Source organism: Salipiger mangrovisoli (genome assembly GCF_015223355.1).
In the GTDB taxonomy this organism is placed as follows: Bacteria; Pseudomonadota; Alphaproteobacteria; order Rhodobacterales; family Rhodobacteraceae; genus Salipiger; species Salipiger mangrovisoli.
In genome coordinates this window covers 167,930-187,226 of sequence record NZ_JADFFK010000008.1, presented here as the reverse complement: position 1 = coordinate 187,226, position 19,297 = coordinate 167,930, and the positions used below count along the sequence as shown (strand labels likewise).

General features: G+C 65.9%; 18 protein-coding genes. 7 read left to right on the top strand and 11 right to left on the bottom strand.

Going from position 1 to position 19,297, the window contains the following annotated elements; translation table 11 throughout:
* Window positions 1-152 precede the first annotated feature (152 nt).
* A complete protein-coding gene (locus IQ782_RS12650; protein ID WP_194135005.1) occupies window positions 153-1,913 on the top strand; it encodes a SulP family inorganic anion transporter in 1,761 nt (586 codons plus the stop codon).
* Here the strand turns inward: IQ782_RS12650 and IQ782_RS12645 are convergent.
* The gene (locus IQ782_RS12645; protein WP_194135004.1) at window positions 1,860-2,579 is read right to left on the bottom strand and encodes a metallophosphoesterase; all 720 of its coding nucleotides are present in this window, start codon (window positions 2,577-2,579) and stop codon (window positions 1,860-1,862) included. The two genes, IQ782_RS12650 and IQ782_RS12645, sit on opposite strands and share 54 nt — an antisense overlap.
* A gap of 163 nt (window positions 2,580-2,742) precedes the next feature.
* On the opposite strand from IQ782_RS12645, the gene IQ782_RS12640 reads away from it, so the two are divergent.
* Window positions 2,743-3,219, top strand: coding sequence for a DUF1203 domain-containing protein (locus IQ782_RS12640; RefSeq protein ID WP_194135003.1), 477 nt, complete (start codon window positions 2,743-2,745; stop codon window positions 3,217-3,219).
* Window positions 3,220-3,308: 89 nt separating this feature from the next.
* On the opposite strand, the gene serA is transcribed toward IQ782_RS12640, so the two are convergent.
* Together serA and IQ782_RS12630 are read right to left on the bottom strand one after the other, a co-directional pair.
* Complete coding sequence (gene serA, locus IQ782_RS12635) at window positions 3,309-4,904, bottom strand: phosphoglycerate dehydrogenase (RefSeq protein WP_194135002.1); 1,596 nt, start codon at window positions 4,902-4,904, stop codon at window positions 3,309-3,311.
* Window positions 4,905-4,990: 86 nt separating this feature from the next.
* On the bottom strand, window positions 4,991-6,145 hold the full coding sequence (locus tag IQ782_RS12630) for a phosphoserine transaminase (RefSeq protein WP_194135001.1): 1,155 nt from the start codon (window positions 6,143-6,145) through the stop codon (window positions 4,991-4,993).
* Between the two features lie 318 nt (window positions 6,146-6,463).
* Between IQ782_RS12630 and dgt the strand changes: the two genes are divergently transcribed.
* Complete coding sequence (gene dgt, locus IQ782_RS12625) at window positions 6,464-7,807, top strand: dGTP triphosphohydrolase (RefSeq protein WP_194135000.1); 1,344 nt, start codon at window positions 6,464-6,466, stop codon at window positions 7,805-7,807.
* 104 nt (window positions 7,808-7,911) lie between these two features.
* Entirely contained in the window at window positions 7,912-8,247 is a 336-nt protein-coding gene (locus IQ782_RS12620; protein ID WP_194134999.1) for a DUF2794 domain-containing protein, read from the top strand.
* A gap of 18 nt (window positions 8,248-8,265) precedes the next feature.
* Here the strand turns inward: IQ782_RS12620 and speB are convergent, their stop codons facing one another.
* The 4 genes from speB to IQ782_RS12600 form a co-directional block, all read right to left on the bottom strand.
* Window positions 8,266-9,228, bottom strand: a complete 963-nt coding sequence (gene speB / locus IQ782_RS12615; protein ID WP_194134998.1) for an agmatinase — start codon at window positions 9,226-9,228, stop codon at window positions 8,266-8,268.
* A 1-nt stretch (window position 9,229) separates the two neighbouring features.
* Window positions 9,230-10,060 carry a C40 family peptidase gene (locus IQ782_RS12610; protein WP_194134997.1) on the bottom strand — a complete coding sequence of 277 codons (831 nt, stop codon included), beginning with the start codon at window positions 10,058-10,060 and terminating at the stop codon, window positions 9,230-9,232.
* A gap of 14 nt (window positions 10,061-10,074) precedes the next feature.
* The gene (locus tag IQ782_RS12605) at window positions 10,075-11,457 is read right to left on the bottom strand and encodes a leucyl aminopeptidase family protein (protein WP_194134996.1); all 1,383 of its coding nucleotides are present in this window, start codon (window positions 11,455-11,457) and stop codon (window positions 10,075-10,077) included.
* A gap of 170 nt (window positions 11,458-11,627) precedes the next feature.
* Window positions 11,628-12,050, bottom strand: a complete 423-nt coding sequence (locus tag IQ782_RS12600) for a hypothetical protein (RefSeq protein WP_338092583.1) — start codon at window positions 12,048-12,050, stop codon at window positions 11,628-11,630.
* Between the two features lie 148 nt (window positions 12,051-12,198).
* Between IQ782_RS12600 and IQ782_RS12595 the strand changes: the two genes are divergently transcribed.
* A complete protein-coding gene (locus tag IQ782_RS12595; protein WP_194134995.1) occupies window positions 12,199-12,846 on the top strand; it encodes a carbonic anhydrase in 648 nt (215 codons plus the stop codon).
* 15 nt (window positions 12,847-12,861) lie between these two features.
* Here the strand turns inward: IQ782_RS12595 and IQ782_RS12590 are convergent, their stop codons facing one another.
* From IQ782_RS12590 to IQ782_RS12580, 3 genes are all read right to left on the bottom strand, one after another.
* Window positions 12,862-13,248, bottom strand: coding sequence for a hypothetical protein (locus tag IQ782_RS12590; RefSeq protein ID WP_240989260.1), 387 nt, complete (start codon window positions 13,246-13,248; stop codon window positions 12,862-12,864).
* A 373-nt stretch (window positions 13,249-13,621) separates the two neighbouring features.
* Window positions 13,622-13,765, bottom strand: a complete 144-nt coding sequence (locus IQ782_RS12585; RefSeq protein ID WP_194134994.1) for a hypothetical protein — start codon at window positions 13,763-13,765, stop codon at window positions 13,622-13,624.
* A 255-nt stretch (window positions 13,766-14,020) separates the two neighbouring features.
* On the bottom strand, window positions 14,021-15,043 hold the full coding sequence (locus IQ782_RS12580) for an aspartate-semialdehyde dehydrogenase (protein WP_194134993.1): 1,023 nt from the start codon (window positions 15,041-15,043) through the stop codon (window positions 14,021-14,023).
* A 373-nt stretch (window positions 15,044-15,416) separates the two neighbouring features.
* On the opposite strand from IQ782_RS12580, the gene IQ782_RS12575 reads away from it, so the two are divergent.
* Window positions 15,417-17,363 carry a polysaccharide biosynthesis protein gene (locus tag IQ782_RS12575; protein ID WP_194134992.1) on the top strand — a complete coding sequence of 649 codons (1,947 nt, stop codon included), beginning with the start codon at window positions 15,417-15,419 and terminating at the stop codon, window positions 17,361-17,363.
* 95 nt (window positions 17,364-17,458) lie between these two features.
* Here IQ782_RS12575 and IQ782_RS12570 read toward each other — a convergent pair whose 3' ends face one another.
* The gene (locus tag IQ782_RS12570; protein ID WP_194134991.1) at window positions 17,459-18,301 is read right to left on the bottom strand and encodes an LOG family protein; all 843 of its coding nucleotides are present in this window, start codon (window positions 18,299-18,301) and stop codon (window positions 17,459-17,461) included.
* A 74-nt stretch (window positions 18,302-18,375) separates the two neighbouring features.
* On the opposite strand from IQ782_RS12570, the gene IQ782_RS12565 reads away from it, so the two are divergent.
* Window positions 18,376-19,293, top strand: coding sequence for a threonine/serine dehydratase (locus tag IQ782_RS12565; RefSeq protein ID WP_194134990.1), 918 nt, complete (start codon window positions 18,376-18,378; stop codon window positions 19,291-19,293).
* Window positions 19,294-19,297: the final 4 nt, after the last annotated feature.

Here is a 19,297-nt window from a genome sequence, read left to right as displayed (position 1 = left end):
TTTTCTTCAAATTTGGAAATCTGGCGGACAAAATTCCGGCAGAAAGAAACACTGAGGAACACGGGTTCCCCCCTTCACAAATTCTACTAATTGAATATATAAGTCCAAACCCCGGCCCCTTCCGGGGGAAGCGTCATTCAGGACCACACCCCATGCAGCTTTCCCGCCGCCTGACCCGCTACCTGCCGATCCTCGACTGGGCCCGCAGCTACGACCGGAACACCGCCACCTCGGACCTCGTCGCCGCGGTGATCGTGACGATCATGCTGATCCCGCAGTCGCTGGCCTATGCCCTGCTGGCCGGCCTGCCCGCCGAGATGGGCCTATACGCCTCGATCCTGCCGTTGGTGGCCTATGCGATCTTCGGCACCAGCCGTGCGCTCGCCGTCGGGCCGGTGGCCGTGGTCTCGCTCATGACCGCGGCGGCAATCGGCCAGCTTGGCCTCAGCGACCCGGCGCAGATCGCTCTGGCCGCGGTCACGCTGGCCTTCATCTCCGGCGTCTTCCTCGTTGCCATCGGCGTGCTGCGCCTCGGCTTTCTGGCCAACTTCCTCAGCCACCCGGTGATCGCGGGCTTCATCACCGCCTCGGGCGTGCTGATCGCCGCCTCTCAGCTCAAGCATATCTTCGGCATCAGCGCCGAGGGTCACACGCTGGTAGATCTTGTCGGTGCGCTGATCGCCCACCTGCCCGAGACCAACCTCATCACGCTCGGCATCGGCGGTGCCGCCACCGCCTTCCTGTTCTGGGTGCGCAAGGGGCTGAAGCCGCTCTTGCGCAGGATGGGATTCGGCCCGCGCATGGCCGACATCCTCGCCAAGGCCGGTCCGGTCGCTGCGGTCGCCGTGACCACGTTGCTGACCTGGGGACTAGGGCTCAACGAGATGGGCGTGAAGGTCGTGGGTGAGGTGCCCATGGGCCTGCCGCCGCTCTCGGCTCCCTCCTTCGACCTGACGATGTGGAAAACGCTGCTGATGCCGGCGATCCTGATCTCGATCATCGGCTTCGTGGAATCGGTCTCGGTCGCCCAGACCCTCGCCGCCAAGCGCCGCCAGCGCATCGATCCGGACCAGGAGCTGATCGGCCTAGGCGCGTCGAACATCGGCTCGGCGCTCTCTGGCGGCTTCCCGGTCACCGGCGGATTCTCCCGCTCGGTGGTGAACTTCGACGCCGGTGCCGAAACGCCGGCCGCGGGTGCCTATACCGCCGTGGGCATCGGCCTCGCGACGCTCCTGCTGACCCCGCTGCTGTTCTTCCTGCCGAAGGCCACTCTGGCCGCCACGATCATCGTCGCCGTGCTCAGCCTCGTGGATTTCTCGATCCTCAAGAAGACCTGGACCTATTCCAAGGTCGACTTCACCGCCGTCTCGGCAACCATCGTGCTGACCCTGCTGGTCGGGGTCGAGGTCGGGGTCTCGGCGGGTGTGCTGCTGTCGATCCTGCTGCACCTCTACAAGACCTCGAAGCCGCATGTGGCAGAGGTCGGACTGATGCCGGGCACGCACCACTTCCGCAACGTGCTGCGCCACGACGTCGAGACCCTGCCCGGCGTGCTGACCCTGCGGGTGGACGAAAGCCTCTACTTCGTCAACGCGCGCTTCCTCGAGGAATACGTGCTGGCGCGCGTCGCAGAATGCCGGAACCTGCGCCACGTGGTGCTGATGTTCCCGGCGGTGAACGAGGTCGACATGAGCGCGCTGGAGACGCTGGAGGAGATCAACCGCCGCCTGTCGGAGCAGGGCATCACCCTGCACCTGACCGAGGTGAAAGGCCCGGTGATGGACCGGCTCAAGCGCTCGCACTTCCTGCAAGACCTCTCGGGGCAGGTCTTCCTGTCACAATACGAGGCCTGGTGCGCGCTAAAGCCGAATACGTCCTCCGGGGCCGAGGAGGAAAGCGTCGCGGCCCAGTAGGAGCGCCGGATAGAGCGGGCGCCCGTAGCCCGCTCCGCCGTCCATGTTGAGCCGGTTGGGATAGAGCTGCGGCACGTCCAGCGCCGTGTGCCCGTGCACCACGAGCCGCCCCCAGTCGCCCTTCCAGTCAAGGAACGGAGCGCGAATCCAGACCAGATCGTCTTCCTTCTGGTAGTTCAGCAGCACCCCCGGCCGCAGGCCGGCGTGAACGAAGATTTGCTCGTCCGTCGCGTGGAACCGCGGCAGGTTCGCGATCCAGTCACGATGCGCCTGCGGGATCGCCTCGAGCGCGTCGGCGTGAATGTCGCGCAGGTCCCGCCCTTCGCGCACGTCCACCCCGTAAGAGGCCAGCGTATGCGCGCCGCCCAGCGGCGGATCAGTCCAGAGCAACGGCCGCGAGACCGCCGGATCCATGTAGCGCGGATTGTCGAGAAAGCGCAGCAGGAAGCGGTCGTGGTTGCCCATCAGGCAGGTCCATGGCCTGCCCTCGGCCTGACCCTGCATCAGCAGTTCGATCACCGCGCGGGAGTCGGGGCCGCGATCCACGTAGTCGCCGAGAAAGACGATGGGGGCACCCGCGTGCTCGTCGGTCGCAATATAGTCCAGCGCCTCGTTCAGCCGGTCGATCTGACCGTGAATGTCGCCGATGACATAAATGGGCATCATGAGAATTCCTTTCCGCAGGGACTACTTGGACCTCGGACGAGACAGAGGCAAGGGCGGAGCGGGGAAGTGGCGCTCAGCAATCGCCACCGTTTATCAGCAGGAAACGGATTGAGACCGTCCGGTCGCTGCGGATCATGAAGATCTCATATTCCGGAGACCCCACATGGCAAAGATCACCTTCCTTCCGCTGCCGGACGAGACCGTCGCCCGGCTCAGAAACGGCGGACCCGACGCTTACGGACAGGCCCCTGAACGGGTCCGTTCCGAGGGCGGCGGCAACCCCTGCCGCCATTGCCTCGACTTCGTGCCCGAGGGGGCGGAGATGCTGATCCTCGCCTTCCGCCCGTTTGGCGCGCCGCAGCCCTATGCCGAAACCGGCCCCATCTTCCTTTGCGCCGGAGAATGCGCCTCCTGGGGAGGCGCCGGCGTGCCGCCGATCCTGACATCGAGCCCCGACTACCTGCTGAAGGGCTACACCGCCGACGAGCGTATTCTCTACGGCACCGGCAAGGTCGTGCCGCGCGACGAGGTGGAATGCTACGCCGCCGCGCTGCTCGACCGGCCCGAGATCGCCTTTGTCGATGTGCGTTCGGCCCGCAACAACTGTTTCCAGACGCGGATCGTACGCCGCGAAGCCTGAGCACGCAAAAGGGGCGCCCTGTGGAGCGCCCCTTTCTCGTCTGTCCCTGTTCAGACTTCGGGTCGGGCCCGTTGTCCGGACCGCGTGGATCAGGCCACGTCGAATTCCAGCGGCTTGACCTGCTGGAAAAGGCCCGTGTCGCGCAGCGCGGTGACAACGTCCTCGCCAATGCCCTCGTCGAGGTAGGCAATGGCAATCGCCTCGCCACCGGCCGCAGCCCGGCCCAGCGTGAAGTTCGCGAGGTTGACGTTGTGGTCGCCCAGCATCGAGCCCAGCTTGCCGATGATGCCCGGCACGTCCTTGTTGGTGGTGTAGAGCATGTGCTCGCCCACTTCGGCCTCGATGTTGATGCCCTTGATCTGGATGAAGCGCGGCTTGCCGTCCGAGAAGACGGTGCCGGCAACCGAACGCTCGCGCTTCTCGGTCACCACGGTCACCTTGATGTAGCCGTCGAAGGCGCCAGACTGTTCCTGGTTGGTGGTCGAGATCTGGATGCCGCGTTCCTTCGCGATCACCGGGGCCGAGACCATGTTCACCTCGGGCGAGATGGTCTTCATGATGCCCGCGATCAGCGCGCAGTTCAGCGCCGGCAGGTTCATCTCGGCGACCGAGCCGTCATAGAGGATGTTGATCGCGGTGATCGCCTCGTCGGTCATCTGGCCGATGAAGTTGCCGAGGTGGCCGGCAAGCTTGATCCACGGGCCCATGACCTTGGCTTCCTCGGCGGTCACCGACGGCATGTTCAGCGCGTTGGTGACGGCACCGGTCAGCAGGTAGTCGGCCATCTGCTCGGCCACCTGCAGCGCCACGTTTTCCTGCGCTTCGGTGGTCGAGGCGCCGAGGTGCGGGGTGCAGACCACGTTGGGCAGGTTGAACAGCGGGTTCTCGGTGGCGGGCTCGACGGCAAAGACGTCGAAGGCCGCGCCGGCCACGTGGCCCGACTTCAGCAGCTCCGCCAGCGCTTCCTCGTCGACGAGGCCGCCGCGGGCGCAGTTGATGATCCGCACGCCCTTCTTGGTCTTCGCGAGGTTCTCGCGGCCAAGGATGTTGCGCGTCTGGTCGGTCAGCGGCACGTGCAGCGTGATGAAGTCGGCGCGGGCCAGCAGCTCGTCGAGCTCGACCTTCTCGACGCCCATCTTGTCGGCCTTTTCATGGCCGAGGAAGGGATCATAGGCCACGACCTTCATCTTCAGGCCGCGGGCGCGGTCGCAGACGATGCCGCCGATGTTGCCGGCGCCGATCACGCCAAGCGTCTTGCCGGTCAGCTCGACCCCCATGAAGGCGTTCTTTTCCCACTTCCCTGCATGGGTCGAAGCCGAGGCCTCGGGCAGCTGGCGGGCAACGGCGAACATCAGCGCGATGGCGTGCTCGGCGGTGGTGATCATGTTGCCGAAGGGCGTGTTCATGACGATCACGCCATGCTTCGACGCGGCTTCCTTGTCGACGTTGTCGGTGCCGATGCCGGCACGGCCGACGACCTTGAGGTTGGTCGCGTGCTCGAGGATCGAGGGGGTGACCTTGGTCGCCGAGCGGATGGCGAGACCGTCGTAGTCGCCGATCACCGCGGCCAGCGCGTCCTTGTCCTTGCCCAGCTCGGGGCGGAAGTCGACCTCGATGCCGCGATCGCGGAAGATCTGCACGGCGGCGTCGGAAAGCTTGTCGGAGATGAGAACCTTGGGAGCCATTTCAGCGGTCCTTTCGGGGGAAATCTGGATGCGAGGAGAGACGGGACCGCCCGCGCGGTCCCGCAATTTCGTCAAAAGCGTGGGGATCAGGCCGTTTCGGCCTGTGCCTCGATCTCGGTCTCGAAGGCCCACTGGAGCCAGAGCGTCAGCGCCTCGATGTCGGCGGTCTCGACCGTGGCACCGCACCAGATGCGCAGGCCCGCCGGAGCGTCGCGATAGGCGCCGATGTCATAGGCGACGTGGTAGGTCTCGAGCTTCTTGGCAACTGCCTTGGCGAAGGCCGCGCCGTCCTTGATCCGGTCGTCGGTGAACTTCAGGCACACCGAGGTGTTGGACCGGGTGGCGGCATCCTCGGCGAGGTTGTCGATCCAGTCGTGACGGTCGCAGAAGTCCCAGAGGACCTTTGCGTTGGTCGTCGCGCGTTCCTGCAGCGCCTTGAGCCCGCCGATCTTGCGCGCCCACTCGAGGGCGACGAGGTAATCCTCGACCGCCAGCATCGACGGGGTGTTGATCGTCTCGCCGACGAAGATGCCCTCGATCAGCTTGCCGCCCTTGGTCATGCGGAAGATCTTCGGCAGTGGCCAGGCGGGGGTGTAGCTCTCGAGCCGCTCGACGGCGCGGGGCGACAGGACGATCATGCCATGCGCCGCTTCGCCGCCCATCACCTTCTGCCAGGAGAAGGTGGTGACGTCGAGCTTGTCCCAGGGCAGGTCCTGCGCGAAGGCGGCCGAGGTCGCATCACAGATGGTCAGGCCGGCACGATCGGCGGGGATCGCGTCGCCGTTCGGCACGCGCACGCCGGAGGTGGTGCCGTTCCAGGTGAAGACGACGTCATTGTCGAAGTTCACCGTGGCGAGGTCGACGATATGTCCGTAGTCGGCGGTCTTCACCTCGGCGTCGATCTTCAGCTGCTTCACCACGTCGGTGACCCAGCCCGCGCCGAAGGATTCCCAGGCCAGCATCTCGGCCTTGCGGGCGCCGAGCATCGACCACATCGCCATTTCAACCGCACCGGTGTCGGAGGCGGGGACGATGCCGATCTTGTACTCGGCGGGAATGTTGAGGATCTCGCGGGTGCCCTCGATGGCAGCCTTCAGCTTGTCCTTGCCGACCTTGGCGCGGTGCGAACGACCGAGCGGGGCATCGGACAGCATATCCAGCGAGAAATGGGGGATCTTGGCACAGGGGCCGGAAGAAAAGCGCGGGTTTGCCGGCCGCGCGGACGGTTGGTGTCTAGCCATTTATCTCTAACCTTACAGATAGTCGCCCTTCGTTGGGGAAGGGTGTCCCACTGCCGCATCTATGCGAGCCCGCGGATTCGAGCAAGACGGGAAATGCATCCATTGCGTCGCTTTTTGGTGATTGCTTGCGCAGCCTGGAGCGCATCGGAAACTTTTGGATCCGGACGCTGGGGTGTCCCGACGAGATCAGGGGGCTCTGCCCCCGTCCGCTGCGCGGACTCCCCCGGGATATTTTTGCCTAGAAGAATGGTCATGGGCGGCTTTCCCCTCCCGTCCCGCTCGGCTAGGTGTGCGGCGCAGCAGACCGGGAGACGAGCGATGTTGTGGAGCGACCTTCTTTGCGCCGAACGGCTGCGCGATCCGGGCTATGTCGAGGCGCGCACCCGGTCGATCTTCGTGCAGGATCACGACCGGATCGTCTTTTCGGCCCCGTTCCGGCGGCTGGCCAACAAGACCCAGGTGCACCCGCTCTACGAGAATGACCACATCCATCACCGGCTGATCCATTCGGTCGAAGTGGGCAGCGTCGGGCGCTCGCTGGCGATGCACATCGGCGACTGGCTGATCGACGAGGGCGAGATCGGCCCGCATGAGGATCATAGCCTTGCCAACGTGGTGCAGGCCGCCTGTGCCGCGCATGACATCGGCAATCCGCCCTTCGGTCACTCCGGCGAGGCCTCGATCGGCGGCTGGTTCGCCGAGCGGTTCGACGCGGACCGCGGGCTCTGCGGCGCGCTCGATCCGGTGTTGCGGCCCGAGTTCACCGCCTTCGAGGGCAACGCGCAGGGTTTCCGGATCGTCACCCGGCTGGAGATGTACCGCAATGCCGGTGGCATGCGCCTGTCGAAGGCCGTGCTCGGGGCTTTCATGAAGTATCCCGCCACCGCCGCGACCCGCGCCGCGCTGCCCGAGCCGCTGCGCAGAAGCTATGCAGGGCTGAAAAAATTCGGTCTCTTTGCGGGCGAGGAAGCGCTCTTCGCCGAGGTGGCGCAGGGCTGCGGTCTGCCGCAAGAGCAAAGCGCCGCGGGTCGCTGGTGGCGGCGCCACCCGCTGGTCTTCGTGGTCGAGGCGGCGGATGACATCTGCTACAATATCGTTGATCTCGAAGACGCCTATACCGCCGGGGATCTGCCTTATGACGTCGTTCGCGACACGTTGAACGAGCTGGCGGGGCGACCCAACCGCGACACCGCAGGCTACACGCGCAGCGAGCATATCGCGCTGCTGCGCGCGCTTGCTATCGGCCGGGCGATCGACGCCTGCGTCGCCGCCTTCCAGGCGCATTACCCGGCGATCATGGACGGGAGTTTCTCGGGCGCGCTGGTCGACGTCTCGGACTGCGGGGCAAGCTTCGCACGGATCGGCACGCTGGCCCAGGAACGCATCTTCACCTCGCGGCGCAAGACCGAACTGGAGATCTCCGGCCGGCAGGTGATCCGCAACGTTCTGGACGGGGTCTTGCCGGTCTTCGAGGCGCTGGCGGCGGCTGGCTGGGACGAGACCGCGCTGGCAGGGCACCCGGCGCAGATCGCCCGCGCCCTCGGTCTCGACCTGCGCGCCATAGCCACGCCCGAGGCGGCGCTGCACGGGCTGGCAGATTTCGTCTCCGGCATGACCGACCGCTATGCGCTGTCGGTCTCGCGGATGCTGTCCGGGACCTGAGCGGACGACCCGGGGACCGGATTTTCTTTCGGCGGAATGATTTGCGACGCAAGGACTGCACGGCAGACCTTGATTTGTGACCACATCGGGCGCAGCTTTGAGGGATGAACAGCCTGACACCTTTTCCGGGACAGGGCAGCGATGTTGTCGCCTTTCACCGGACCGAGCTGAATGTGATCCTCTCGCTCTATGGCCGCATGGTGGCGGCCGGGGAATGGCGGGATTACGGGATTTCCTCGCTCAAGGACGTGGCGGTGTTTTCCGTCTTCCGGCGCACCGCCGAACATCCGCTCTACCGCATCGAAAAGCGCCCCAAGCTGCGGCAGCGGCAGGGCGAATTCGCGGTGATCACCATGGAGGGGCAGGTGCTCAAGCGGGGGCACGACCTCAAGACCGTGCTGCGCGTGCTCGAGCGCAAGCTGATCCGCGCGGTGGAGTGACCGCGCGGATAGGGACCGTCACGCGCCCTGGCCGACCATGGCGCAGAGCAACTCGAACATGATCGTCACGCCGAGGAAGGCGGTGCCGCCCGAGCTATCGAAGGGCGGCGAGACTTCGACGAGGTCGGCGCCCACGATATTCAGCCCCATCAGCTCGCGCACGACCTGCAGCGCCTGGTAGGAGTTCGGCCCGCCGATCTCGGGAGTGCCGGTGCCGGGGGCGAAGGTGGGATCGACGAAATCGATGTCGTAGCTGACATAGGTCGGCTCGGTGCCGACGATCTCGCGCGCTTCGGCCATGACGTCGGCCACGCCGCGGGCGTGGAACTCTTCGATCGGGATGATGCGGATGCCCGTCGACTTGGCGAAATCTCGGTCCTCGTGGTCGTACATCGGGCCGCGGATGCCGATCTGCACCACGCGCTTGGGATCAAGCAAGCCCTCCTCCACCGCACGGCGGAAGGGTGTGCCATGGGTGTACTTGAAGCCACCGAAGTAGCTGTCCCAGAGGTCGGTATGGCTGTCGAAATGCACCATGCCGAGCGGCTTTGCCTTGCCGAGCGCGCGCAGCACGGGCAGCGAGCAGAGGTGGTCACCGCCGCCCGTGAGCGGCCGGATCCCCGCCGCGACGATCCGGTCGTAGAAGGCGGTGATCCGCGCCATGCTGTCTTGGATGTCGGCCGGGTTCGGGCCGACGTCGCCGAGGTCGGCGCAAGCGGCGGCCTCGAAGGGGCGGATGCCGAAATGGCCGTGCTCGGCGCGGATCATCGTCGAGGCGTCGCGCAGCTGGCGCGGGCCATGCCGCGGGCCGGGGCGGTTGGTGGTGCCGCTGTCCCAGGGCACGCCGACGAGGCCGATCTCGACCTCGGAAAACCGCGCGTGGTCGGGCTGCACCAGCGGCAGGCGCATGAAGGTGGGAATGCCGGCGTAGCGCGGCAGCTCCATGCCCGAGACGGGGTGGAAGAAGGAATCGCTGGTCATCTCAGGCTCCGGTGAGGCGGGCGTGTCGGGTGACGGGGCCGTCGCCCTGCGTCTCGATACGGGTCAGCGCGTCGGCGATCGGCTCGTAGGCGACGGCCATGTGATGGGCGTTGGCGTGCAGCAAGGTCGTCTCGTCGGCGACCCAGGCGACATGGCCCTTCCAGAAGAAGAGATCACCCCGCTTCGGCGCGATGCCGGGGGCGAGCGTCGTGCCGAGCGCGCGCTCTTGCAGGTCGCTGTCGCCGGGACAGTCGATGCCGCAGGCCAGCAACCCGGCCTGTACCAGCCCCGAGCAATCGATGCCCATCGCCGAGTTCCCGCCCCAGAGGTAGGGCGTGCCGAGCAGCCGCTCGGAGACGGCGACTGGATCGGGATCGGGCCTGTCGAGCGGCAGCAGGTGACCAGCGGGAACAAAACCTGCCTCGGTCTCGAGGAAGCTGCCGGACTGGCCGGTCACGCAGAGCCGCGCGCCGAGGGTCAGGAAGGCGCGCTCGGGCGTCTTGAGGTTGGCCCCGGCATAGGCGTGGGTGGCGCGGGTTGCGACGCGGTGGGTTGGCGCGGTGCGCGGCCCCAGCGCCTCCTCGGACAGGTAGCCAACGAAGCCATCCGCCTGCGCCTGAACGAAGGCCCAGCCCTCGTGGCGCTCGTAGACGGTGACGGCGGCGCCATGGGTCAGCTGGCGATCGCGGGCACCCGCGGGCGCTTTCAGCAGGTCGGCGACGTCGGCCCGGACCGTCGCAGGCTCGCCTTGGGTGAAGTACTGCGCCTCGACCTGTCCCTGAAGCTGCGCATCGGCAACGCGGCCATTGGCGGGGGTGAGTCGGCGATCCATCGACACGGTGTCCCTCATAGGCCCAGCACCTGCGGCAGCGCGCCGAGAATGGCGCGCGGCCCCTGCCCCACGCCGCCCTTGGGCCGCGCCGGGGCGGGCGACGGGTTCCAGGCGTAGATGTCGAAATGCGCGTAGGGCGTTGACGTCACGAAGCGGCGCAGGAAGAGCGCCGCGGTGATCGAGCCGGCCATCCCGCCAGCGGGGGCGTTGTCGAGATCGGCGATTCCGGGCTCGATCTTGTCCTCGTAAGGGTCCCAGAAAGGCATCCGCCAGACCGGGTCAGCCGCAGCGGCGCTGGCCCTGGCCAAGGCGTCGGCAAAGGTCTCGTCATCGGTGTAGAACGGCGCGAGATCGGGACCGACCGCGACGCGGGCCGCGCCGGTGAGCGTGGCCATCGACAGGATCAAATCGGGCCGCTCCTCGTCGGCGAGCGCAAGCGCATCCGCCAACACGAGTCGCCCTTCGGCATCGGTGTTGTTGATCTCCACCGTAAGCCCCTTGCGCGATGTCAGGATGTCCTGCGGGCGGAAGGCGTTGCCGCTGACCGAGTTCTCCACCGCGGGGATCAATACGCGCAGCTGCAGCTTGAGCCCCAGCGCCATGATCATCCGGGCAAGGCCCAGCACGTTGGCCGCGCCGCCCATGTCCTTCTTCATCAGCCCCATGGAACTGCCGGGCTTGAGGTTCAGGCCACCGGTGTCGAAACAGACACCCTTGCCGACCAGCGTCAGCCGCGGGCCGCTGGTGCCCCAGCGCATGTCGATCAGCCGCGGCGCGCGCGGGCTGGCGCGGCCCACGGCGTGGATCATCGGGAAGTTCTTCTCCAGGAGCGCCTCGCCGGTGGTCACCTCGATTTCCGCCTCGAACTCCGCCGCAAGGCTGCGCGCCGCGGCCTCGAGCTGTTCGGGACCCATGTCAGAGGCCGGTGTGTTCACCAGGTCACGGGTCAGCGCCTCGGCCGCGGCAAGGATCTCAACCCGTGCTGCATCGACGCGCTCGGGGGCGACGAGGCGTGGCAGCACCGGCGCCTCGCCGGCATAGCGTGTGAAGCGATACCCCGCGAGCAGCCAGCCGAGCGCCTCTTCTTCCGCCGCCGCGGCGGGCAGGCCCGAGGCAATGCGATAGGTGCCGCGGGCCAGCCGCGCAACGCCGGCCGCCAGCGCGAAACGGATCCGGCGGCGGCGCGTAGCGCTGCCGTAGCCGATCAACGCGGCCTCGGGAGTGCCTGACTCTCCGGGGATGCTGACCGCGGTGCCGATTTCCCCCGCGAACCCGCTGGCGTTAACCCAGTTGCGCACCCGATCGGGTTGGTCTGCCAGCCAGGCCTCCAGCGCCTCGGCCTCGATCACATGCAGCGGCAGGGCGTCGGCGTCAGCCGGTGCGAAAGTCAGGTTCATTTGGGTCCCCTTGGTCGGTTTGCGCCAAGCCTATCGGAGCCAGCGGCACCCGCAAGGGGGCGGAACCGGAGCGGGTCGGGCAGATGACGGCGACGTGACAGCCGTGCACCGCCAAGATCGAGGCCGTGCGGCAGCGGCCTCCCGATCCGCCGATCGAAGTGCCCGGCGGTTCAGACGCCCTGATCCTCCATGTCCCAGATGGCGTAGAGCGAGCGCTCGCCCACGCGACCAAGCCGCGCCACCGTGGCCGAAAGCGCCACCAGATCGCCGTCTTCCAGGCAGGTCAGCACATCCTCGGAAATCCGCACGACCGAACTCATGCCAAGGCAGTCCGCGATCCCCCCGAGTTCGCGGACATGGCGCCGCGTGTCGGACCAGCGCCCCTCTGCGTGAACGCGGTCAAGTTCTCCCAGCCTGTAGGCCAACTCCTCCATCGCGCGACAAAGGGCGTTTTCCGCCTCGGACGGACCGAGGCGCGCGAAGATCGCTTCGAGAGGCTGCGGGTCCAACCCCGCCTTCTCGAATGGGGCCAGCACAGCAATTTGGCTCACCGCCCCGGCGGGTGCCGGGCCGGTCGTTTGCGATTTGGTCACCGCCCTATCCTCCGCTCAACGCCCCCACGGCACCCCCCTCATACAGGGTCGCGGTTCCCAAAACGTTAGATGATGGTGTTTCTTCTCTCGAATTCCGCGACAATCCCGCGTATTCCGTCAAAGGCTTCAAGTTGCTTTGAGGATCGAGATGCACAACGCCAAACCGCTTCCCTCTTACCTGGTCCAGCGATTCCAGGGCTGGAAGGCGACCAGCTATGCCGAGAATTCCGCGTGGTACCGACGTCTGGCCTCCGAGGGGCAGCACCCGCGCGCGATGATCATCTCGTGCTGCGACAGCCGCGTGCATGTGACCTCGATCTTCGGGGCGGACACTGGCGAGTTCTTCATCCACCGCAACATCGCCAACCTGGTGCCGCCCTATAAGCCGGATGGGCAGCAGCACGGCACCTCGGCGGCGATCGAATATGCGGTCACCGCGCTCAAGGTCGCCCATGTCATCGTCATGGGCCATTCCAGCTGCGGCGGCGTGAAGGGCTGCCTCGATATGTGCTCGGGCAATGCGCCCCAGCTCGAAGAGAAGTCGAGCTTCGTCGGCCGCTGGATGGACATCCTGCGCCCCGGCTACGACCGCGTGGTCGAACGCAAGCCCGAGGACATGGCCCGCGCGCTGGAAAAGGAGTCGGTGCTGGTCTCGCTCGAGAACCTGATGACCTTCCCCTTCGTGCGCCAGGCCGTCGAATCGCAGGATCTGTCGATCCACGGGCTGTGGCACGACATCGGCAGCGGGTCGCTGGAATGCTACGACCCGAAAGCAGGTGGCTACCAGGTGGTCTGACCCGCGCCGCGCGGCTCAGCCCTGAAGTTGCGCGCTCTGCCCGTCGCGGCTGAGCCGCAGCGCCGGGCGCCCGAGCCGCGCCGCAAGACCCCGCAGGGGCGCGCCAAGGCTGCGTCCCGTGCAGATTTCCGCGCCACTGTCGAGCCGGTTCAGAATCATCCGGCCCGCGCGAAAGCCCAGCCCAAAGCCCTTCTCCCTCAGCCTGATCACGAGGTCTCCCCAACTGGAGGCCGCCTCGATCTGCGGCAGCACCACCATGCGCAAAAGCGCCGCGGTTTCGGAATCAAGATCGCCTGGCAACATGTCTTCCGAAACGCCGTGGCCGCGGGAGGTGAGGGAGATCGGCGAAGACCCGCCGAGAAACGGCCCGATAATCGAGCCGGCACGATCAACACTATCCATTGCTCAAATCTCTTCCATACTCAAACACAGATAGTTTAGCACGATTTCACCGCCCGGCGGTTCACAAATGGCGACCGGATGTGACGGCAGGGACCACGACGCACAACAGGTCCTTGCGGCCTGGCGAAACGACCAGCGGGGCCCGCGACCACCAGACCACGCACCCCGCCATTACTGGTACACAACACACACTCCGAAACACTCGGAGACCCTCGCGTCCATGCCGGCACTCAAAACAACACCACCGGCGGAACTCAACGCGACACGAGGGTCGGTTGGGGGTTCGAAACGCCCCACCCCCTGGGGATAACTGGCCTGGTTACGTGGCGACCGCAGGTCGCCGAGGCGGCACTCGTAAAATCCTTTGACGCGCTCAGGACGGAAGGCGGAAGCTGTTCAGCAGTCGCACCATCAGGCTGGGCATGGGACGGCTCCGCCGGCTCAGCAGGGACATGTCGCGGGCGGCAATGGCAACGATGCGGCGGCCGCGGGCGATGTCTGCGAGATCAATGGTCATGTCGGCACTCCTTTGACTGGCTGCGCCTTCTGGCGGGTGCGGCGGGAACCGTCGCTGTCGATGTACCTTTTCTACCAACATGAGAAATATCCGCCCATCCTGACGGCGGAGTAGGTGCCGTTCCCAGTGGGTGAGGCGCACCTATCCCAACGGATGGGGTACGATCCGAATTTCTGGGAAATACTTAAAATCATAGTAAAAACCCGCCCCCTTTCAGGGGCGGGTTTTAAGAAATTGTCAAGGATTGAGGAGACCTCAGCCCTTCTTGAGCGCCTTCTGACCAAGCACCTCTGCGATCTGCACGGCGTTGAGCGCCGCGCCCTTGCGCAGGTTGTCCGACACGCACCACAGGTTCAGACCGTTCTCGATGGTGCTGTCCTGGCGGATGCGGCTGATGAAGGTCGCGAAGTCGCCCACGCATTCCTTCGGGGTGACGTAGCCACCGTCCTCGCGCTTGTCGATCACCATGATGCCGGGCGCCTCGCGCAGGATGTCGCGCGCTTCGTCCTCGTCGAGGAATTCCTCGAACTCCAGGTTGATCGCTTCCGAGTGACCGACGAAGACCGGAACGCGGACGCAGGTCGCGGTGACCTTGATCGACGGATCGATGATCTTCTTGGTCTCGGCGACCATCTTCCACTCTTCCTTGGTCGAACCGTCATCGAGGAAAACGTCGATGTGCGGAATGACGTTGAAGGCGATTTCCTTGGTGAACTTCGACGGCGGGACGTCGGAGACAGGGTTGTAGACCGCCTTGGTCTGCTCCCAGAGCTCGTCCATACCTTCCTTGCCCGAGCCCGAAACCGACTGGTAGGTCGATACGACAACGCGCTTGATCTTGGCGCGATCATGCAGCGGCTTGAGCGCCACGACCATCTGAGCGGTCGAGCAGTTCGGGTTCGCGATGATGTTCTTCTTGGTGTAGCCCATCACGGCGTCGGCGTTCACTTCCGGCACGATCAGCGGAACGTCCGGGTCGTAGCGGTAGAGCGAGCTGTTGTCGATCACCACGCAGCCCGCGGCCGCAGCCTTCGGCGCGAATTCTTTCGTCGGGCCCGAGCCCACGGCAAAGAGCGCGATGTCCCAGCCGGTGAAGTCGAAAGTGGCGAGATCCTGGGTTTTGAGTGTCTTGTCGCCGAAGCTCACCTCGGTTCCCAGAGATTTTCGCGACGCGAGTGCGGCGATTTCATCAACCGGGAACTCGCGCTCGGCGAGGATGTTCAGCATTTCACGGCCCACGTTCCCCGTGGCACCGGCAACAACGACCTTGTAGCCCATGGTTCTGGCTCTCCTTCCTGGATGCTGCGCGCGAGCGGATCCCGCGCTGCAGACTGGCGCGCCTCATATCCCATGCGAGATACATCCGGAAGGGCTGTTTTCCAGTGCGGCGCCCGCATTCGGGCTGTCGCTGCTGCCAAATGGCCACGCCCGGCCCAAACTTCCGCCCAAAACCCCGAAATGCGGGAATTTCCCTACTAAGCCGCCGATTTTCATGGCATTGACCAAATATTCTTTGGAAGAAAACCGCTCTTCCTGCACAGCACAGGATCTCTGCTCTTGTCCATTGTTTAGGCAAGTGCGTAGATCATAAACGTATTTGAAGACCGATTGGACAGAAGAAACAATGCGGCAGAGAAGCAAGAGGCAGCAGATGCAGCAACGCCTGTCCGGCGCTGCAAATAGCAAGACCCAGCGTCCCAGCAGATCGCGCCTGCGCTTCTATAGATCGATCACCTCGCTCTCGCGCGGTCAGAAACAGGTCATTTTCCTAGCCCTCGATGTGGGTATGGTGGCCTTTGCGATGGCGCTTGCCATCTTTCTCAATGCCACGGTCCGCACCGATCTTCCCCCGGTCTCCGAACTCATTCCGCTGATTGTTCTTGTCGTGCTGTCCGGGGCGGTCATTTCCTCGCGCCTGCAATTGCCGCGGATCAAGTTGAACGCCTTCGAGACCAGGGGCATCACCCGCACCGCGCTTTTCTCGGTCCTCACCGCCCTGGCCGCGCTGGTCATCGATGCGGTGGTGAACCCCGAGATCACCCTGCCTGTCTATTTCAACTTCGCGATCATCCTCATGGTGCTCAGCGCGTCCTGGCGGATCGCGCTGCGCCACATCACCGTGGCGATCTACAGGCGCAGCCGCCCAAGGATGCGGGTGCTGATCTACGGTGCGGGCAAGACCGGCCAGCAGCTCGTTGCCGCGCTGCGCCATGACGACGCGATCGAGCCGGTCTGCTACGTCGACGACAATCCGACCCTTCAGACCCTCGTCATCTCCGGGCTGCGCGTGCACGCCCCCTCGACGATCAAGCACCTGATCGAAACCCGCGGCATCGACCGCGTGGTGCTTGCCATGCCCTCGATCCGCCAGCCCGAGCTCGCGCGCATCGCCCACCGCCTGCGCAGCATCGGCTGCGAGGTCCATGCACTGCCCTCCTTCGCCGAACTCGTCGGCAAGGGCGAGCTGCGCAAGCGCGTCTCGCCGGTCTCGCTGGACGACTTGCTCGGCCGCGGTCGGCTTGAGAGCGAGCTGCCCGGCGTCAGCCACGCCTATACCGGTCGCCGCATCCTGATCACCGGCGCGGGTGGCTCGATCGGTTCCGAACTCTGTCGCCAGCTGCTTGGCTGCAAACCCGAGTGCATCGTCGCGCTCGACCATTCGGAACTGGCGCTCTACAACATCGACAAGGAGCTGCGCGACCTTACGCAGGACGGGCTCAAGATCACGCCGGTGCTGGGCTCCGTGCTCGACGAGTCGCTCGTCGCCAGTGTTCTCAAGCAGTACCGCATCGACGTGGTGCTCCATGCCGCCGCCTACAAGCACCTGCCGTTGGTGGAAAGCAACGTGATCACCGGCATGCGCAACAACGTGCTGGGCACCAAGGTCATCGCCGAGGCCTCGCGCGAGGCCGGGGTCGAGCGGTTCATCCTCGTCTCCTCCGACAAGGCGGTGCGGCCGACCAATGTCATGGGCGCCTCGAAGCGCCTCGCCGAATTGCTCGTGCAGGATCTCGCCACCCGCAGCTCGGGCACGCGCTTCTCGATGGTCCGCTTCGGCAATGTGCTCGGCTCCTCCGGATCGGTCATTCCGCTCTTCGAGGAACAGATCGCCCGCGGCGGGCCGGTGACCCTGACCGACACCCGCGTGACGCGGTATTTCATGACCATTTCCGAAGCCGCGCGCCTGGTGCTTCTGGCAGGCTCCTTCTCGCGCGGTGGCGACGTCTTCGTGCTCGACATGGGCGAGCCGGTGCCCATCCACAAGCTGGCGCGGCAAATGATCGAGGGCGCGGGCTACACGGTGCGCGACGAGGCGACCCGCAACGGCGACATCGAGATCAAGGTGACCGGCCTGCGCAAGGGCGAGAAACTGCACGAAGAGCTGCTGATTTCCACGGACATGCTCACCACCCCGCACCACAAGATCCTGCGCGCGCAGGAAAGCTACCTCTCCGAATTCGAGATCGCCACGGCGATCAAGGACCTGCGCCAGGCAATCGGAGAGCGGGACGAGGATTTCGCCCGCGAGATCATCGCCCGCTGGGTCGAGCGCTGCGAAGACATCCCCACGAAGGTGGAAGAACAGAAATCGCTCTGAACGAACCCACCTCGGGACACTCAGGCAAAAGGGGCGCGGATGACCGCGCCCCTTTCGTTTGATCGGCGCGTTTGATCCGCGCCGCGCCGCCAGCGTCACCGTCCCGGAATGTCGCTCCGCGCCGGAGCCGGATCCCATTCCTCGATGATATGCGCCGCTTCCTCGGCGCTTTCGACGAAGCGGAAGAGGTCGAGATCCTCGGGGCTGATGGTCCCGGCGTCCTCCAGCGCCTTCCAGTTGATGATGGTCTCCCAGAAGCTGCGCCCGAACAGCAGGAAGGGCACCCGCTCCATCCGCCCGGTCTGGATCAGCGTCAGCGCCTCGAACATCTCGTCGAGCGTCCCAAAGCCGCCGGGGAAAACGCAGATCGCCCGCGCGCGCATGAGGAAATGCATCTTGCGGATCGCGAAATAGTGGAAGTTGAAGCACAGGTTCGGGGTCACGTAGGCGTTCGGCGCCTGCTCGTGCGGCAGCACGATATTGAGCCCGATCGACACGCCCCCGGCCTCCTCGGCACCGCGATTGCCCGCCTCCATCACGCCCGGCCCGCCGCCGGTGGTGACGACGAATTCACGGTTGCCCGTGGCGATCGACTTGCGGGTCATCGCCTGCGCAAAGAGCCGCGCCTCTTCGTAGAAATGCGACAGGTCCGCCAGCGTCTTGGTGCGCGCTGTTGCCTTCTCGGCCGGAGAGGGGATCCGCGCCCCGCCGAACAGCACGATGGTGCTCTCGATCTGCCGCTCGTCGAGCTCGAGCTGCGGCTTCAGCAATTCCAGCTGCAACCGCACCGGGCGCAACTCCTCGCGGCACAGGAAGGACTCGTCCGCGAAGGCGAGGCGATAGGACGGGGCGCGCGTCTGCGGCGTGTCCGGGATCTGCTCGGCAGTCTTGCGGTCACGTCCGGCGTCGCGGAAGATGGAGTGGCGTTCGTCATTCATGTCGGCCGTCCTTGTTCTGCTCAGACTCTGAATATAGCGTGCCCGGCGGCAAGAGCATCAGAGGAAAACGGAAAATGGACTGGAAAGCAGAGATCGCCGCCGCTGCCGAACGCAGCGGCGCATTCGTGCAGCGCACCCCGGTGATGCGCAGCGCGGTGCTGTGGGATCGCCCGGTCGACCTCAAGCTCGAACAGCTTCAACACACCGGCAGCTTCAAGGCCCGCGGCGCCTTCAACACGCTGCTCAGCCAGCAGGTGCCCGCCGCCGGGGTCGTCGCGGCCTCCGGCGGCAATCACGGGGCGGCCGTCGCCTATGCGGCCACCCGGCTTGGCCATCGCGCGCAGATCTTCGTGCCGGAGATCGCCGGTCCCGCCAAGATCGCCCTGATCGAACGCACCAGCGCCGCGCTCACGGTGGTGCCCGGTGAATACGCCAACGCGCTGGAGAAAGCCCGCGCCTGCGAGGCCGAGACCGGCGCCATGCAGATCCACGCCTACGACGCCCCCGCCACGCTCGCCGGTCAGGGCACGCTGATGCGCGAATGGGAACAGCAGGGGCTCGAGGCCGACACGGTGCTCATCGCCGTCGGCGGCGGCGGTCTGATCGGCGGCGCCCTCGGCTGGATGCAAGGCGCGCGCCGCATCGTTGCGGTCGAGCCCGAGCAGGCCCGCACGCTGGATGCCGCGCTGGCGGCCGGCGCCCCCGTGGATGTCGAGGTCTCGGGCGTCGCCGCCAATGCGCTCGGCGCACGGCGCATCGGCAGCCTCTGCTTCGATCTGGCGCGCAAGCACCTGTCCCGCCGCGTCACCGTCACCGATGCCGCGATCACCGAGGCGCAGCGCGCGCTCTGGCAGGCGCATCGGCTGCTGGTCGAGCCCGCCGGTGCCACCGCGCTCGCCGCGCTGCGCTCCGGTGCCTATCGTCCCGAGCCGGGCGAGCGCGTCGCCGTGCTGCTTTGCGGCGGCAACATCGCGCCCGACCCGCTGGGCTGACCCC

What these genes read in the sequence shown, in the direction of transcription:
- IQ782_RS12650 (WP_194135005.1), top strand. Translation starts at nt 153, where the DNA reads ATGCAGCTTTCCCGCCGCCTGACCCGCTACCTGCCGATCCTCGACTGG.
- IQ782_RS12645 (WP_194135004.1), bottom strand. Translation starts at nt 2,579, where the DNA reads ATGATGCCCATTTATGTCATCGGCGACATTCACGGTCAGATCGACCGG.
- IQ782_RS12640 (WP_194135003.1), top strand. Translation starts at nt 2,743, where the DNA reads ATGGCAAAGATCACCTTCCTTCCGCTGCCGGACGAGACCGTCGCCCGG.
- serA (WP_194135002.1), bottom strand. Translation starts at nt 4,904, where the DNA reads ATGGCTCCCAAGGTTCTCATCTCCGACAAGCTTTCCGACGCCGCCGTG.
- IQ782_RS12630 (WP_194135001.1), bottom strand. Translation starts at nt 6,145, where the DNA reads ATGGCTAGACACCAACCGTCCGCGCGGCCGGCAAACCCGCGCTTTTCT.
- dgt (WP_194135000.1), top strand. Translation starts at nt 6,464, where the DNA reads ATGTTGTGGAGCGACCTTCTTTGCGCCGAACGGCTGCGCGATCCGGGC.
- IQ782_RS12620 (WP_194134999.1), top strand. Translation starts at nt 7,912, where the DNA reads ATGAACAGCCTGACACCTTTTCCGGGACAGGGCAGCGATGTTGTCGCC.
- speB (WP_194134998.1), bottom strand. Translation starts at nt 9,228, where the DNA reads ATGACCAGCGATTCCTTCTTCCACCCCGTCTCGGGCATGGAGCTGCCG.
- IQ782_RS12610 (WP_194134997.1), bottom strand. Translation starts at nt 10,060, where the DNA reads ATGGATCGCCGACTCACCCCCGCCAATGGCCGCGTTGCCGATGCGCAG.
- IQ782_RS12605 (WP_194134996.1), bottom strand. Translation starts at nt 11,457, where the DNA reads ATGAACCTGACTTTCGCACCGGCTGACGCCGACGCCCTGCCGCTGCAT.
- IQ782_RS12595 (WP_194134995.1), top strand. Translation starts at nt 12,199, where the DNA reads ATGCACAACGCCAAACCGCTTCCCTCTTACCTGGTCCAGCGATTCCAG.
- IQ782_RS12590 (WP_240989260.1), bottom strand. Translation starts at nt 13,248, where the DNA reads ATGGATAGTGTTGATCGTGCCGGCTCGATTATCGGGCCGTTTCTCGGC.
- IQ782_RS12585 (WP_194134994.1), bottom strand. Translation starts at nt 13,765, where the DNA reads ATGACCATTGATCTCGCAGACATCGCCCGCGGCCGCCGCATCGTTGCC.
- IQ782_RS12580 (WP_194134993.1), bottom strand. Translation starts at nt 15,043, where the DNA reads ATGGGCTACAAGGTCGTTGTTGCCGGTGCCACGGGGAACGTGGGCCGT.
- IQ782_RS12575 (WP_194134992.1), top strand. Translation starts at nt 15,417, where the DNA reads ATGCAGCAACGCCTGTCCGGCGCTGCAAATAGCAAGACCCAGCGTCCC.
- IQ782_RS12570 (WP_194134991.1), bottom strand. Translation starts at nt 18,301, where the DNA reads ATGAATGACGAACGCCACTCCATCTTCCGCGACGCCGGACGTGACCGC.
- IQ782_RS12565 (WP_194134990.1), top strand. Translation starts at nt 18,376, where the DNA reads ATGGACTGGAAAGCAGAGATCGCCGCCGCTGCCGAACGCAGCGGCGCA.